This window comes from Aurantiacibacter suaedae, from assembly GCF_005434915.1.
GTDB lineage: Bacteria > Pseudomonadota > Alphaproteobacteria > Sphingomonadales > Sphingomonadaceae > Alteraurantiacibacter > Alteraurantiacibacter suaedae.
The window spans coordinates 1,143,529-1,158,504 of sequence record NZ_SKCG01000001.1 but is presented as its reverse complement, the minus strand read 5'-3'; the positions used below and the strand labels follow the sequence as shown (position 1 = coordinate 1,158,504).

At 64.8% G+C, this 14,976-nt stretch carries 17 protein-coding genes; 10 read left to right on the top strand and 7 right to left on the bottom strand.

Features of this window, described 5'->3' with window-relative positions:
* Nucleotides 1-126 precede the first annotated feature (126 nt).
* The 4 genes from E0473_RS05480 (at nt 127) to E0473_RS05465 (ending at nt 2,879) form a co-directional block, all read left to right on the top strand.
* Nucleotides 127-513, top strand: a complete 387-nt coding sequence (locus E0473_RS05480; RefSeq protein ID WP_137679798.1) for a MerC domain-containing protein — start codon at nt 127-129, stop codon at nt 511-513.
* A gap of 98 nt (nt 514-611) precedes the next feature.
* The gene (locus tag E0473_RS05475) at nt 612-1,919 is read left to right on the top strand and encodes an MFS transporter (protein WP_161981521.1); all 1,308 of its coding nucleotides are present in this window, start codon (nt 612-614) and stop codon (nt 1,917-1,919) included.
* Nucleotides 1,900-2,370, top strand: coding sequence for a DUF3237 family protein (locus E0473_RS05470; RefSeq protein WP_161981520.1), 471 nt, complete (start codon nt 1,900-1,902; stop codon nt 2,368-2,370). Before E0473_RS05475 ends, E0473_RS05470 begins: the two co-directional genes overlap by 20 nt.
* Nucleotides 2,371-2,375: 5 nt before the next feature.
* Entirely contained in the window at nt 2,376-2,879 is a 504-nt protein-coding gene (locus E0473_RS05465) for a nuclear transport factor 2 family protein (protein WP_137679795.1), read from the top strand.
* Nucleotides 2,880-2,952: 73 nt separating this feature from the next.
* Here the strand turns inward: E0473_RS05465 and E0473_RS05460 are convergent, their stop codons facing one another.
* Both E0473_RS05460 and E0473_RS05455 read right to left on the bottom strand, forming a co-directional pair.
* Complete coding sequence (locus tag E0473_RS05460) at nt 2,953-3,741, bottom strand: SDR family oxidoreductase (protein ID WP_137679794.1); 789 nt, start codon at nt 3,739-3,741, stop codon at nt 2,953-2,955.
* 106 nt (nt 3,742-3,847) lie between these two features.
* Nucleotides 3,848-4,282, bottom strand: coding sequence for a MarR family winged helix-turn-helix transcriptional regulator (locus E0473_RS05455; RefSeq protein WP_137679793.1), 435 nt, complete (start codon nt 4,280-4,282; stop codon nt 3,848-3,850).
* Between the two features lie 85 nt (nt 4,283-4,367).
* Between E0473_RS05455 and E0473_RS05450 the strand changes: the two genes are divergently transcribed.
* From E0473_RS05450 to E0473_RS05440, 3 genes are read left to right on the top strand one after another with little or no spacing between them, the layout of a single operon-like run.
* Nucleotides 4,368-5,909 carry an FAD-binding oxidoreductase gene (locus E0473_RS05450; RefSeq protein ID WP_137679792.1) on the top strand — a complete coding sequence of 514 codons (1,542 nt, stop codon included), beginning with the start codon at nt 4,368-4,370 and terminating at the stop codon, nt 5,907-5,909.
* A complete protein-coding gene (locus tag E0473_RS05445; protein WP_137679791.1) occupies nt 5,906-6,241 on the top strand; it encodes a c-type cytochrome in 336 nt (111 codons plus the stop codon). Before E0473_RS05450 ends, E0473_RS05445 begins: the two co-directional genes overlap by 4 nt.
* Nucleotides 6,238-6,627 (top strand): hypothetical protein, encoded by a 390-nt coding sequence (locus E0473_RS05440; RefSeq protein ID WP_137679790.1) that lies wholly within the window; start codon nt 6,238-6,240, stop codon nt 6,625-6,627. The genes E0473_RS05445 and E0473_RS05440 overlap by 4 nt, the downstream gene beginning before the upstream one ends.
* A gap of 16 nt (nt 6,628-6,643) precedes the next feature.
* Here E0473_RS05440 and E0473_RS05435 read toward each other — a convergent pair whose 3' ends face one another.
* From E0473_RS05435 to E0473_RS05415, 5 genes are all read right to left on the bottom strand, one after another.
* Nucleotides 6,644-7,081 carry a MarR family winged helix-turn-helix transcriptional regulator gene (locus E0473_RS05435; protein WP_137679789.1) on the bottom strand — a complete coding sequence of 146 codons (438 nt, stop codon included), beginning with the start codon at nt 7,079-7,081 and terminating at the stop codon, nt 6,644-6,646.
* A 153-nt stretch (nt 7,082-7,234) separates the two neighbouring features.
* Entirely contained in the window at nt 7,235-9,289 is a 2,055-nt protein-coding gene (locus tag E0473_RS05430) for a PQQ-dependent dehydrogenase, methanol/ethanol family (RefSeq protein WP_137679788.1), read from the bottom strand.
* Nucleotides 9,290-9,328: 39 nt separating this feature from the next.
* Nucleotides 9,329-9,898 (bottom strand): nuclear transport factor 2 family protein, encoded by a 570-nt coding sequence (locus E0473_RS05425; protein ID WP_137679787.1) that lies wholly within the window; start codon nt 9,896-9,898, stop codon nt 9,329-9,331.
* Between the two features lie 41 nt (nt 9,899-9,939).
* Nucleotides 9,940-11,532, bottom strand: coding sequence for a carotenoid oxygenase family protein (locus E0473_RS05420; protein WP_241657340.1), 1,593 nt, complete (start codon nt 11,530-11,532; stop codon nt 9,940-9,942).
* Nucleotides 11,533-11,555: 23 nt separating this feature from the next.
* Nucleotides 11,556-12,476, bottom strand: a complete 921-nt coding sequence (locus E0473_RS05415) for a DUF8021 domain-containing protein (protein WP_241657339.1) — start codon at nt 12,474-12,476, stop codon at nt 11,556-11,558.
* A gap of 300 nt (nt 12,477-12,776) precedes the next feature.
* Between E0473_RS05415 and E0473_RS05410 the strand changes: the two genes are divergently transcribed.
* The 3 genes from E0473_RS05410 to E0473_RS05400 all read left to right on the top strand — a co-directional run bounded on the left by E0473_RS05410 (nt 12,777) and on the right by E0473_RS05400 (nt 14,975).
* Nucleotides 12,777-13,265 carry a MarR family winged helix-turn-helix transcriptional regulator gene (locus E0473_RS05410; RefSeq protein WP_161981519.1) on the top strand — a complete coding sequence of 163 codons (489 nt, stop codon included), beginning with the start codon at nt 12,777-12,779 and terminating at the stop codon, nt 13,263-13,265.
* A gap of 82 nt (nt 13,266-13,347) precedes the next feature.
* Nucleotides 13,348-13,974: a CerR family C-terminal domain-containing protein gene (locus E0473_RS05405; protein WP_137679785.1), complete on the top strand. Its 627-nt coding sequence runs from the start codon at nt 13,348-13,350 to the stop codon at nt 13,972-13,974.
* On the top strand, nt 13,971-14,975 hold the full coding sequence (locus E0473_RS05400; protein WP_137679784.1) for an HlyD family secretion protein: 1,005 nt from the start codon (nt 13,971-13,973) through the stop codon (nt 14,973-14,975). The genes E0473_RS05405 and E0473_RS05400 overlap by 4 nt, the downstream gene beginning before the upstream one ends.
* Nucleotide 14,976: the final 1 nt, after the last annotated feature.

The following is a 14,976-nucleotide window of genomic DNA, read 5'->3' as shown; positions in this document are numbered from 1 at the left end:
CATACCGTCATCACCACTACGTCGGGGGCTACGATGCAGTTTCAATCGAAAGTTCGGCCCTCAATGTTGCAAATCCCATCCCCCTTAGCTGCCGCCTGCCGCCGTAACCGTGAAGGGGCATTCTAGATGCGCGCGATAAGTGCCCAATGGCTTGACGGGCTGGCGATCTCGCTTTCGGCAATATGTGTGGTGCATTGCCTGGCGCTGCCTGTCGCGCTGGCCTTGCTACCTGCCTTGTCGCACTGGCTGCACGTGCCCGAGACTGTTCACGTCTGGCTGCTGGCCTGCGCGCTTCCCGTGAGCGTGATGGTTCTGGGCAGGACTGCCCACCGCCAGCGTGCCGCGCGCGGGGCGCTGCTTATGGGAATGTCTGGATTGGCGTTGATGGGTGCTGCCTTGTTCGCGCCGTCCGAAACGCTGGAGACCGTTGTCACTCTGGGCGGCGCGACACTGCTGGCCTCTGCTCACGTGCGAAATTGGCGGCGGCGATCTCGCTGCGGGCACGCGCTGTAAGCGACGATCTCTCCCGCCGCCTCATATTGTGCTTGCGGCAGGCCGTTGGTCTAAGCCAAGCTCCCGGCTTCATGCCTTGGGGGAGGGGCCAGACTATAATGAGCGATGCCATCGGCGCGCGGCTACAGGCAAAGATCACGCTGCGGCTGATCGTGCCGATTGCCATCATCACCTTCGTGAACTCGATCGACCGGGTGAACATCAGCTATGCTGGCAGCGCGATGTCGGGCGATTTGGGCCTGTCGCCCGATCAGTTCGGCTGGGGCGTAAGCATGTTCTTTCTCGCTTACCTGCTGTTCCAGTACGCCCATGTGCGGCTGCTGCGGGCGTGGGGCATCAAGCGCTGGATCTTCGTCTCGATGATGCTGTGGGCGGTATCCGGGTTCTGGATGGCGCATATCACCAGCGCCATGGAGTTCTATGCTGCGCGGTTCCTGCTGGGCATGGCGGAAGCCGGATTTGCGCCGGGGATGACCTGGCTGATCTCGCAATGGGCGCCGCCGGCGATGCGGGCGCGGATGCTTGGCGGGGCGCTGGTGGCGGTGCCGCTGTCGATGGTGCTGGGCGGGCCGCTGTGCGGCTGGCTGCTGCAGATCGACAACCCGCTCCACTTGCCAGCATGGCGATACATGTTCCTGCTGCTGACCATTCCCAATGTCGTGCTGGCGGTGCTTGCAGCGCTCTTTCTGGTCGATCGCCCCGACAAGGCGCGCTGGCTCGACGGAGAGGAACGCGCCTGGCTCGCCGCCGAGTTCACGCGGCAGGAGGGGGCTGACAACGCCCCGCCGCGCACGGTGCGCCAGATCGCGAGCGACCCGTGGTTGTGGCGCTGCTCGCTCACATGGCTGCTGGTGATGACCGGGTCTTATGCGCTGGTGTTCTGGCTGCCGCAGCTGGTGCGCGCGCTTGACCTTGGCGATAGCGAGTTCCTGATCGGCTCGCTCAGCGCTCTACCGCTGCTGGCGCTGGCGATCGGGCTGGTGGTCAACGGCCGCCGTTCGGACAGGAAGGGCGAACGCCTGCTCCACACCGGCCTGCCTGCCGCCGCTGCGGGTGTTGCCATGATGCTCTCTGCCATGCTTGAGCCGGGCCTGCCTGTTCTGCTCCTGCTCTGCGTGGCGGGGCTGGGCATCGGCGCGGCGCAGGGGGTGTTCTGGGCCATTCCCGGCTTCGTGAAGCTGGGCGGGGACAAGGTGCCGGTGGGCGTCATTGCGTTGATCAGCATGTTCGGCACGACGGGCGGGATCATCGGCCCGTGGCTGACCGGGGTGCTGGTGGCGAGCGAGGGGAATTACTCACTGGCCATCGCGTTGCTTGCATCATTGCTGGTGCTCGCGCTGCCGGTGATTGCGCTGGGTCATGCCGGACGGTCGGGAGGAGATAATCATGCAAATACCAGGGCTTGAACTGGCCTTTCACGTCCGGCTCGACTTCGCCGAGGGGCCGCGCACGCGCTTTACCCCGGCCTATACACAGTTCACCCGCGGCTATGTCGGGCTGGAGGGGGGTGAGGTAAGCGGGCCGCTGCTGTCGGGCCGGGTGGTGCCCCATTCGGGCGGGGACTGGCCACGCTTCTGGGCCGATGGGCTGGTCGAGTTCGAGGCGCATTACATGCTCGAAGCGCGCGACGGCACGCCGATCTACATCCACAATCGCGGCATCGCCTATTCCTCTCCCGACGCCTTCGCGCGGATCGAGGCGGGCGAAACGGTGCCGCCGGAAGAGAACTATCTGCGGGTTACGCCGCGTTTCGAGGCCCCAGAAGGGCCGCACAATTGGCTCAACCGCACGATCTTCGTGGGCGTGGCCGAGCGGCGCGGCAATTCTACCTATTTTGACTACTACCGGGTGACCTGAAAACGATGATCACGCTCGACACTGGCGACCGGCTCGCCATCCATGAACGCCTCGCCGCCTGCGCCTGGGCGCTCGACACCGGCACAGTGGAGGACTTCGTCACCTGCTTCTGTGCCAAGGGTACGCTCGAATGGGACGCCTTTGAAGAGCTGCAGACCTGGCAGGGCCACGCGGCCTTGCGCCACTTCGCCAGTTTCCTGCGCGATCTGCCCACTTCTGCCGGACGCCAACACCATATCTCCAACACGGTCATCACGCCGGGTGAGGACTGCGCCTTGGCCAAGTCCTATGTCACCGTGGCCTTGCGGCAGGGCGACGGGCCGCATCAGCTTTATGTCATGGGCTGGTACGAGGATGAGCTAAGACGCGAAGATGGCGATTGGCGGCTGTGGCACCGGGTGATCCGCGACTGGTCGGGCCCCGTGCTGGCCAATTTCGCCGGGCAGAGCGGCGAGCGTGTCGCCCGGCCGTTGCCCGCGCCGCTTTTGCCTATGCGCTATCGGCCTTAAGCCGCGCCTGTCCTTCGAGACGGGCGCTCAGCCTGCGGCTTCGTGCCCTCCTCAGGACGAACGGAATTCCCGGTTAGAAAACCGAGGTCGTCGCGCCGCCGTCGATCACGAGGCTCTGGCCGGTGATGTAGTTGGCCTGCTGGCTGCAGAACACCGCCACCATATCGCCCACATCGTCACAATCGCCGAAGCGTTCGGCGGCGATCCGCCACTCGCGCGAGAACTGGGCGACCTCTTCCTCATAGGTGATGCCCTTAGCCGCCGCGCGCTCGTTGAACTGTTTCTCCACGAAGGCGCTATGGTGCATCCCCGGCAGCAGATTGTTGATGATCACATTGTGCTTTGCCACCACTTTGGAAACGGCAACGCAATAGTTCGCCAGCGCGGCGCGGGTGCTGCCCGAAAGCGCGCGGATCTCGCCCGGATACTTGGCCGCGACCGTGGCGATGTTCACGACCCGGCCCCAGCCGCGCTGCGCCATGCCGTCGACCGTCGCGCGCATGAAAGCCACCGGCGACAGCAGCGAGATGTCGATCGCCTCGCGCCAGTCCTGCTCACTGATCGCGCGGTAGTCGGGCGTCATCGGCGGGGGCGAGCAAGTGCCGACGAGAATGTCGGGCTCGGGGCAGGCGGCGAGGATTTGTTCGCGCCCGGCCTCGGTGCTGTGATCGGCGCAGATGGGGTGCACCTTCGCGCCCGTTTCCGCCGCGATCTGCGCGCAGGCTTTCACCAGACGATCCTCGGTGCGCGCCGAAACGAAGCACTCCACCCCCTCGCGCGCCAAAGACAATACCGCGCTGCGGCCCATGCCCGCGCTGCCGCCGTTGACGATGGCCTTGCGGCCCCTGATTCCCAGATCCAAGCTGCTCTCCCTTGTTGTTCGCCGCCCTTGCAGTGCGGTTCTGAGGTGGAAGCATAAGCGCGCAAAAGCGTCTGTCCATCCACCACGGCGCGGCGTCGCAACCGGATCAGGCGATGCCCTCACGCAGCTTGCCTAACAGTGTGATCAGCGTCTCCTTCTCGTCACCCGAGAGGATGCCTTCGAACGGCGCTTCCAGCTTCTCGCTCGCTGCGCGCGCTTGCCGGGCAAAGTCTTCGCCCGCCGCTGTCAGCCGCAGTTCGACCACCCGGCCATCGCTTGCCGACCGGGTCCGCTCGACCAGCCCTTTGCCGACCAGATCGCGCAAAAACAGGGCAACCTTCGAGGCATCAAGGCTAAGCGCGCTGGCCAGTTGCATCGGCGTGATGCCGGGGTTCAGCCCGATCAGCATCGGGATCGAGTAAGCCCCCAGCGCCACAGGCTGCTCGCCCCTTTCCATCTCGGATAAGAGGGCCTTGCGGGCCGCGCGCCAGGTCAGATGGACTTGGAAGGCAATGTGTTCGCGGGTTGATCCGAAGTCCATCGCAAGCTCCAAGGCAATATACTTTACAAAGATAATTATCTAAAATAATTACTATGCGCAACGGGTCAGCAGGGGGGCCTAGACCATGATCGCAATCGACACAGCCCGGCTCGAACAGGCGCTAACGCGGATCGAGGCCATTGTCGGCGCGCAATATGTCTGGCGCGAGGAGGAAGCGCGCCATGGCTACAAGGATGCGATGGCTCCGCGCGATCCGATGTCCTACGCGCCGCGCGGGGCGGTTGCCCCAGCCTCGGTGGAAGAGGTGCAGGCCATCGTGCGCGTGGCGGGCGAGCTGGGCGTGGCGCTGTGGCCGATCAGCCGGGGCAAGAACTTCGGCTATGGCGGCGCGGCCCCGCATATCAGCGATGTGGTGATGCTGGATCTGGTGCGGATGAACCGTATCCTCGAAGTGAACGTCGACATGGGCTACGCCGTGGTGGAGCCGGGCGTCGGCTTCGACGATCTTCACAACCATCTGGTCGAGAACAATATTCCGCTGTGGATTTCGGCCCCGGCGCATACCTGGGGCAGCGTGCTGGGCAACGCGCTCGAACGCGGGGTGGGTTATACGCCCTATGGCGAACATGCCTCCAAAGTATGCGGGCTGGAGATCGTCACCGGCACCGGCGAACTGCTGCGCACGGGGATGGGCGCGCTGGAAGGCGCGAAGACCTGGCAGCTGTTTCCCTATGGCTTCGGCCCTTCGTGGGATGCGGCCTTCATGCAGTCGAACTTCGGCGTGGCGACCAAGATGGGTCTGTGGCTGATGCCAGAGCCCGAGCATACGCTGAACCTCGCCATGGCGTTCGATCGGCCCGAAGACCTGCCGCTGGGCGTAGAGGCGCTACGGCCGTTGAAGCTCGATGGAACGGTGCAGGCGAACCCGAGCTTCGGCAATATCATCCGCAACCTTTCCGTGCGCGCGCCGCGCAGCGAGTACTATCAGGGTGAGGGGCCAATTCCCGCCGAGGTGCTCGAACAGGCCCGGATCAAGAGCGGGGTGGGGCACTGGAATTTTTCCATCCGCCTGTTCGGTGACAAGGCGGTGAACCGGATCAATGCCGAGAAGGTGAAGCGGGCCTTTGCCCACCTGCCTTACGAATTCGACGTCAGCGAATGGCATCGCGGCGAACCGCTGAAAGGCTCCGGCTCGCCCACGCCGACGCTGGCCGCGCTGGGCGTGGTCGACTGGCTCGGCGGGCCGGGCGGGCATCTCACCTTTTCGCCGGTCTCGCCGTTCACCGGGGCCGAAGCCTGGGAGCAATATACCACGATCCGCGCCATGTATGAGGAGGCGGGCTTCGATTACTACGGCGGCTTCACTGCCGGGCAGCGCTATCTCAACCACATCTCGATGATCCTGTTCAACCGCAACGACGAGGACATGATGGCGCGGGCCAACCGGCTGTTCAGCGACCTGATCGAGGTGGCCGCCGCGCGCGGCTGGGGCGAATATCGCACCCACACGCTGTATTACGACCAGATCGCCCGCAGCTATGACTACAACAACGGCGCGCTGCGGCGCTGGAACGAGACGGTGAAGGACGCGGTCGATCCGCACGGCATCATCGCGCCCGGAAAGATGGGGATCTGGCCGCGCCGCTATCGCGAGGTTCGAGCATGAGCGCGCTGACGATCCGGTCGCTTCCGGTGGTCGCGCTCGTCGGGGCGCTGTCGCTGGCCCATGCGGCGGAGCCGGAAGCGGCGCAGCCCGGGCAGGAGCTGTTTCTCGAGCGCTGCGGGGGATGTCACCTCGAAGGAGGGTTCGGAACGCGCGTGCTGGCCCGACGGGTGCCCGAGGGGCAGGCCGAGTTGCAGAAGCGCGCCGTGTTGCCCGCCGCGCTCATCACGCTGGTGGTGCGGCGGGGCCTTGGCTCGATGCCGCAAATCCGCGAGGCTGAACTCAGCGACGCCGATCTGGCCGCTATTGCCGCCTATCTGGAGCAGCGTCCATGATCCGCAGCGACCGCCGCACGCTTATCAAGGGCAGCATGGCCATGGCGGCCTTGGGCGCAATGCCCACCGCCCTGCGCGCGCGGGGGCTGAAGCCCGCGCTGTTCATCTACGACGCGCGCTTTGCCGCATCGCGAGAGCTGGCACGGGAATGGGCAGGGCAGGGCGTTGCCACCCTTGATCCGCGCGAGCACGACCTTGGCCTTGCCTGGCGCGGACCTATCCCGCAGCTGCTTGCAAACGGCGGGGCGCTTGCTGGGGCGACGCTATGGTCCGACCGCTTCATCTGCGAGAGCTTCGCGCGCGATCATGGGCGCAGGCAGTTGTTGCATGATACGCCTTTGCCCGACACAGGCGGTGCGGCTCTGCGCCATTGGGCCGTCGCATGACGCGGGGCACGACGAGCTAACCGCTGCGATAATTGCGCAGCGCGTCGAGCGCGGGAACGAGGTGGCCACGGTGCTTCGCCGGGACCGTTTCGAGCAGATCGGCTTCGAAACTCGCGATGATCTTGCGCGCTTCGGTGAGGCGGGTCTCGCCGACTTCGGTCACGACGATAGCGCTGCGACGGCCATCGAGCGGCTCGCGCCGGATCAGGCCTTGTTGTTCGAGCGGGTCGAGCAATTTGGGCATATTGGCGCGTTTGATGTCGGCAATCTGGCCGATCTCGCTCGATGTCAGGTGGTCGCCAGAGCCGGCGATAAACAGGACGGTCAGCTCGGATATTTTCAGGTCGAGCGGTGCCAGCCGGTTGGCGAATTCAGCCATCATCACGCTTGCCGCCCGGCGCAGGAGATAGCCTGGAAGTTCGGCAAGCGCGGCATCGGCCTTAGGCTCGATCACGATGAACAGTCCTCCCCCGCAGCCCACCTTGCGCGGCTGCCAAAGCTATTTTGATAGCTAATTATTACGGGCTTTATGTTGGCTCGTGAAGGAAAACACAAGCCCGGCAGGAAAGGGCGCGGCCCAATGAGCCGGGGTCCGCGCCCCGATCCCCTAGCGTTCGGCAATCCCTGCACGCTGATCGCGGGCCAGGTCTTGCGATGCGGAGCCCATGAACTGGCGGATCGCCTCCACTTCGTCGACCGACAGTTTCCCATCGAACTTGGGCATCCCGCGCGACAGGAACGCGCCATCGTGGACCACCGCGCGCCACACTTGCGCATTGGCGACCACCGGCGAGCGGCGCAGGTCGGTGATGATGTTGCTCTGCCGTCCGTTCATGCCGTGGCAAAACACGCAGTTGCGGCCATAGACCTGCGCGCCCAGCGCGACCTTGTCGGCGTCGAAGACCTCGTCCGGGTCTGTCGCCGGGCCGGCCAGCGGGGGCGGGGCGGGAAGGGTGGCGGTGCCGTTCAGCTTGAACACCACCATGCGGCCGGGCTGCTTCTCGCGTGGCGGGTTGGTCGAGCCGAGCAGCGGGCTGCCGCCGCCGCCGCCGCCGGTTGAAACCGCGACATATTGCTCGCCGTCGACCATGTAGGTGACCGGTGCGGCCATCACCGCGTTGGGCGTATCGTGACGCCACAGCACCTCGCCCGTGCGCGCGTCGAGCGCGAGCATCTCGCCGAGGATGTCTCCGCGGCCCTGGAACACGAGGTCGCTGGCCGTCACCAGCACGCCGCCGCCGCCCGAATCGAGAAGCCAGCCGTTGGCGTCCGACCGCCAGCTCTCCTGCCCGGTCAGCGGATCGAAGGCCTGCAAGTAAGCATCGGGCTCGGGCAACTCCGAGGGGTCGATCACCTCGCCCTGATGCGGCCCGCTGGTGGCGGAATAGGTGAAGTAGTTGCGGACCGTGGGGATATAGGTGAGCCCGGTGCGCGGGCTGTAGGCCATCGGCTGCCAGTTGTGCGCGCCGGCGACATGCGGCGAATTGAGGAAGGGCCTGTCGACATAGCGCGCGCCCGGCACCTCGATCGGCCGCCAGAAGGTGGTGTCGATCCCGGTCGCCCAGCGGATATCCTCGGCATAGGGGTTGGCCGAGATCGGCTGGCCGCTCTCGCGGTCGATCACGTAGAAAAAGCCGTTTTTGGGCGCGTGGAGGATCACCTTGCGCGGGCTTCCATCGATGGTGAGATCGGCCAGGATCATGTTCTGGACCGAGGTGTAGTCCCAGCTGTCGCCCGGCGTCTGCTGATAGTGCCAGCGGTATTCGCCGGTATCGGGGTCGAGCGCCAGCACAGAGGCGAGGAACAGGTTGTCGCCCTGGCCGGCCGAGCGCAGATAGTGGCTGTGCGGCGAGCCGTTGCCGGTGCCGATCAGCAGCTGGTCCAGCTCCTCGTCGTAAACGATGGAATCCCACGGCGCGCCGCCGCCGCCGGTGGTGTGCCACAGGTCGCCAAACCATGTCGGGCGGGCCATTTCCTCCAGTACCCGGTCGGACACTTCGCCATCGACCACGCCGGGCGGGGGCGGGGTGAGGTAGAAGCGCCAGGCCTTCTCGCCGGTGGCCACGTCGTAGGCGGTGACATAGCCGCGCACGCCCTTTTCGGCGCCGCCCTGGCCGATGATGACCTTGCTCTTGAATACGCGCGGCGCGCCGGTGCTGGTGTAGTCCATCGCGTGGTTGACGATGGTGTCGGTGACCCACAGCTCCTCGCCGCTGCGGGCGTCGAGCGCGACCATGCGCCCGTCGAAGGTGGTGACGAAGACGCGCCCTTCGCTCACCGCCACGCCGCGGTTGACGACGTCGCAGCAGCCCTTGGGTCCAGCCTCGCCGGGCACCTTGGGATCGTACTTCCACAGCTCTGCCCCGGTCTTGGCGTCAAGCGCATAGACCTTCGACCAGGCGGTGGAGATATAGAGTACGCCATCGACGACGATCGGTTCGCCTTCCTGCCCGCGCACGGTGTCGTATTCGAAATACCAGGCGGGCTTGAGGTCGGCGACGTTGCTGGCGTCGATCTGGGTGAGCTGCGAATAATACTGCTCGTTCGAGCTGCCGCCGTGGGCCGCCCATTCCTGCGCTGCGGGCTGTGTGCCTTGCGAATAGGCGGCACTCATCCCCGTCAACGCTATGGCCGCAGCGGCGGCCCCGAACCATCTGAGCATTCTCTTCCCCTCACACCGGCAACGCGCCGAGCGCGGCCGTTATTGCCCCTGTCGCGGGTCGCTCTCGCCCAGACCGGGGTAGAACAGCGACTTGTTGTGCATCGATTCGTTATAAACCGTGCGCTTGGTGAACTTCCATTCACCGTTCTCGCGACGAAGTTCGTCTTCGTAATGGCCCATGTAAAGCAGTTCAACCTGTCCGTGGGTCGTGCGGTTGGTCATGGCAAACCAGTAGGCAAAGCTGGTTGCACTATCGCCGTTCACCTCGATGACGTGGTTGATGATCTGGTGGCGGGTGCGCGGGCGCTCGGTGGCGTCGGCGGGCAGGGTGCCCATGATGCCGGCTCCGCCGAAACGGCTCATCGCGGCCTCGATCTCGTCGCGGCCATGCTCGATGCCGCCGACCCAGTCGAGTACGCCATCCTCGGCCCAGGTCGCGATCACCGTGTCGATATCGCCGGCATCGACTGCCACCATGTAATGGTTCGACAGGTTGACGATCTCGGCCCGATCTTCGGCATAGCTCGGCTGCGACTGGGCCATGGCCTGAACCGGAAGGGTTGCCAGCGCGAGGGCACCGGCGGCGAGCAGGATATTGGGGCGCTTCATGAATCCTCTCCTCTTATGATTTTATCTTGGTGTTCTTCGGGTCAGGTGAGCGGCAGTTCTTTCGCCGAGGCCCAGACACCGTGGACCTGACTGCTCAGCTTGAACGGCAGGATGATCCGGGCAATGTCGCCCGCGGCAAGGTTCTCGGCATCGGCGATGATCATTTCGGAGCGGTCCTCGGCAAGGTTGCTTGCGATGCCGACGACATAGCCTTGGCCCTCGCGCCCGCCTTCGCGCGGTACGAAGGTGATTTCCTGCAAGGCGTGGGTCGATCCGGCGAAATAGCGCTGTACCTCGCCGCTGGCGAGATCGAACCGGCCATAGCAGTTGACCGGCGGCCCGCGCCCTGGCGGATCGGCGCGGTCGGCGTCGAAGGGCAGGCTGGGATCGGCAAACGAGGTATAGAGATAGCGCGTCGGCAAGCTCAGCACACGCGGATCGACCTTGCCGAGATCGACGATGGAGGTGTCCCACAGGATCTCCTCGGTCCATGTGTCGTCGGGTGAGGACAGGTCGAGCGTGATCTTGCGCACGAAGGCCTGGGCCAGTTCCGGGCGGAATGGTGAGCCGTCGACATTGGGGAAGAAGGGGAAGAAATTGCCATCCCAGAACGGCGCATAGAGCACGATCTTGTCGCCCTCGTCATGCGCGTTGAAGGTGTGCATCATGCACCGAAGCGGCCCCTTGAACCAGCGCATGTCATCAGGCCCGCCATCGCGCGGGAGCACGCCGATGTAGCTTTCCTTGCTCTGGTCCCAGCCCCAGTGGACCTTGCCTTCGCGCAGCCGCTCCATCGAGGTGACGTAGCCGCCGAAAGGAAACAGCATGTGCTTCTGCGTCAGCGCCATGTCATGCATCACGCTGACATAGGGCACCTTGGTGCGCACCTCGCTTTTCACCGCGCCATCGGCGCCGATGCGATAGACCCACAAGGAATCGCTGGCGAGCCCGTCAGCTTCGTAGCCATAGGCGATCATGTCGCCCGAGATAGGATCGAGCTTGGGGTGGGCGGAGAAGGTCTGGCTGTTGTAGCCGCCATCGAAATCCCACGGGCCGATCGTTTCCAGCGTGTTAGGATCGATCAGGTGCGGGAGGCCGTCTTCCTTGGTGGCGAACAGCTTGCCGCCGTGGACCAGCGGCGCGGTGTTGGCCACGGTGCGGCGGTCGGGATTTTCGGGATCGCGCACCGAGGGATCGTCGGTGAAGGGGTTGCGGTAGTAGCCATAGAGCTGGCGCTTGGCCGCGCGCTGGGCCTTGAAGCGTTCGGTCTCCACCCAGCGGCCCCGGAACGCGGCCTTGCCTTCCTTGATGCGGAACATCGAGATGTAGCCATCGGCGTTAAGCGGGGCATCGTCGGGAAACAGCGGCGGGTAGTAGAATTCGCCGCCAACCCGGTAGAATGCGCCGTCCATATCCTCTGGGATCGTGCCAACGACGAGGCAATCGTCGACCTGTGCATCGAAGCGCAGCGGGGTGTTGAAGCCGCTCGGCGGAAGCTCGGCGGCGAGCGGATTGAGCGGCCCGCCTGAAGGCTGCGAGGCCGACGCTTCGGGGGCCTGCGCACTGGCGCTGCCGGCAAGGCCTGCGCCGACCGTGGCGCCGATGGCGGTGCCCATAAAGTCGCGTCTTTTCATTGGTCTCTCCCCCCTGTTGCGCTTCAGCGATCCGGGCCCACGGTCCAGGGCGAGCGCTGGTAGTATGGGGCCTGGTAAAAGGTGGCGACGACCGAGGCGATGCAGCCATCCTTGACCTTGAACATTTCGAGGAAGGCCCAGCTCTGCGGCTCCTGGAACACCGCGCGGACTTCGGTGCCGTCGGTCAGCAGATACTCGTTGAGCACGCCCTTGTGATCGATGAACCCGCGCGCCATTGCCACTTGGCGTTCCTCGTCGATCAGCACCACTTCGCGGCGTACGCGGTTGTTGAAGAAGTAACGCCCGCTCTCGAACCCGCCCTTGATGTCGCTGAACAGCATGCCGTTCTCGCGCCGGATCGCTTCGGGAAGGAAGCAGGTGCCGCGGATCTCGCCGTCGTTCAGCTGCAGGGTGTCGAAATAGCCGTTGGCATGGGCGGCAAGCTCGTCGCGTGATGCGCGTTCGGCCACCGGCGTCGGTGCGTTGATGACGGGATCGACGGCGTTCTGGCGAATGTCGGCAATCGGCGTGGGCGGGCTGGACAGGTTGCGGCGGGTGGAGATGACATGCTCCACCTCGTCGATCTCGCGCTCTTCGTTTATGTGCAGGCGGATCGCCAGATAGCCTTCGATCTCGTCCTGCATGATCGTGGTGTAGATGCCGACATTGCCCGTTTCCGGGTCGCTCAGGACCACCGGCGGGCCGGGCTCGGCAGTCACCGTATCCCAGGTGCCGTCGGGGAAGGGCATTTCGACGTTGTTCTCGGTGTAGCGTACATCCTCGGCGAAGGGAGCGGCATCGCGATCATGCGCGCGGTAAGCGGCGCGATATTCGCGCGCGATCTGTTCGAGGCATTGCACGTCGCACGAGGCATCGGACTGGGCCGATAGTGGCGCAGCGGATGCGGTAACGACGGCGAGGGCCGCCAGAGCCGTTGGTTTCATTGCTTTCTCTCCCATTGGCCTTCGCGAGGGGCCACTTTCCGTTCAGCGATATTGGGGGAGCGTGCGGCTGTGCAAAATCGCCGCTATTTATTCTCCCATGTAGCATTTATTGGCCCGCCTCGCGCTCTCTCTAGAGTCGTCAATGGGGCGCCATTACTTATGCATGATAAGTATATTGTTCCGCATATCCGGTCAACCGCCCGGGCGGCGGTCATCAAGAAATGTGGTCGCAATATTCTACAAGGTAGAGCATATGTCGCCAGAGCGCGTGAACGTGGCAGCGCGGGATGGAGGAAGATCATGGCGCAGGACGAGGGTGTGGCCGGGCAGGGTGAGGAGCTTGGCCTTGCGCGTCTCCAGACGACAATCGGATTTCTCCTGCTCGGCGGATGGCGCTTCGCGAACTCCTGTTTCAACCAGCATTTCAAACATATCGAGATCACCCCGGCGTCCTACGGCGTGCTCTTGCTGATCGAGGGGAACCCCGGGTGCAGCATCGGCAGCGTGGGGCGAGCGATGGGCATTGCTCCCAACTCCATTGCGCGTCTGGTCGACGGACTGGTCGCGCGAGACCTCGTTGATAAGCGCGTGAGCAAGGCTGATGCGCGGACTCGGTTGCTGGAATTGACTGGGGAAGGGCGCAAGTTCCTCGCTCTGCTCGAGCAGCAACACGCGAAATACGAAAGCGAGATCATCGATGCCTTCGGCAAGGACCGTCACGATGCGCTTTGCGTGCTGTTGCGTCCTTTCGTCGGAGCTGGCCCGGTCGAGGAACTTGATCGCTTCTGACCCGAAATTTTGCCGTGCCGCTTTGCCGGGCACTTAACTTGCCGGTGGACTAATTCGTTCGAATGAATTAATCGGTATCGCCATGCGCGAAAAGCTTCTCGATATCGCCATCGATCATTTCGGCCGGCGCGGCTTCGAAGGTGCGGCAACGCGTGCCATTGCTGCCGCTGCCGATACGGCCATGTCGCAGATCACCTATCATTTCGGCGGCAAGGAAGGGCTCTACCTTGCCTGCGCCGATCATATCGCCGCGCGCATTTCCGACTGGCATCGGCCCCGGATCGCGGAGCTTGGCGATCTCGAAGCGCTTGATGGTGATGCCGCGGTCGATGCGATCTGCCACGTAATCAGCGGGTTTGCGCATTTGATGCTCAATCCCGCCACCAAGGCATGGGCAAACTTCATTTCGCGCGAACAGCAGACCCCCACCGAGGCGTTCGAGCGCTTGTTCAACGGCGCCATGCGGCCCGTGATGGACACTGGGGTGGCGCTGATACGGCGCGCCCGGCCTGACTTCAGCGAACAGGAGGCTCGCGCCACCGGAATGCTCATCTGGGGGCAAGTGCTGGTTTTGCGCACCGCTCGCGAAACGGTTCGGCGGGTGATGGAGGTGGACGAGATCGACCCTGCCACCGCCGCGCTGCTGATCGAACGTCTGACCCAGCACACCCGCTGCCTGCTCACTCATCTGCCGGAGACAACACGATGAAACGCTTGCCTCTCGTCATCCTTGCCGCGCTTGTCGTGCTGGCTGTCGTGGCCTTTGCCACCGGCGGTTTCGGCCTCTGGCGCGCGGACGACGATGGTCTTACACTCTATGGCAACGTCGATATCCGCGAGGTCGACATGGCCTTCGAGGTCGGCGGGCGTATTGACGAGGTCGCGGTCGAGGAAGGTGAGCGGGTGGCAAAGGGCGATCTGCTTGCCGCGGTCGATCCTGCGCGCAATCGCGATCGGCTGGCGCAGGCCGAGGCCCAGATCGCGCAGGCCGAGGCGCAGCTCGCCCGCCTGCGCAACGGCAACCGCCCGCAGGATGTAGCGCAGGCCCGCGCCCGCGTCGCTGCAGCCGAGGCAGCGCTGGCCAATGCCCGCGCCGCCTACACCCGGCGGGAGCCGCTGGTGGAAACGGGCGCGGTCAGCCGCAATGTGTGGGACCAGACCCGCGCCGAACTGCGCCGCGCCGAAGCGCAAGTCGCCGAAGCAAGCCAGGCCGCCTCGCTCGCCAGCGCCGGCGCGCGCAGCGAAGACATTGCGGCGGCAGAGGCGCAGGTGAACGCCGCCCGCGCGCAGCGCGCCGCCATCAATACCGACCTCGGCGACACCCGCCTCGAAGCGCCGGTCGACGGCACCGTCGTCACCCGCGTGATTGAGCCGGGCAGCCTTGTCCAGCCGGGCACAACCGCCTTCACCATCGCCATCGACCGGCCCCTGCGGGTGCGCGCCTATGTCGCCGAACCGGATCTCTCGCGCATCCAGCCGGGTATGAAGGTGGTGGTGCGCGCCGATGGCAATCCCAAGGCCTATCAGGGCGCTATCGGCTATATCTCGCCGCGCGCCGAGTTTACGCCCAAGTCGGTCGAAACCGAAGACCTGCGTACCGATCTTGTCTATCAGCTGCGCATTGTCGTGAGCGATCCCGATGAGGGCCTGCGTCAGGGCCAGCCGGTGACTGTGAGCGTGCCGCAAGCCCGCGCCGCGGCGGAGGGCTGAG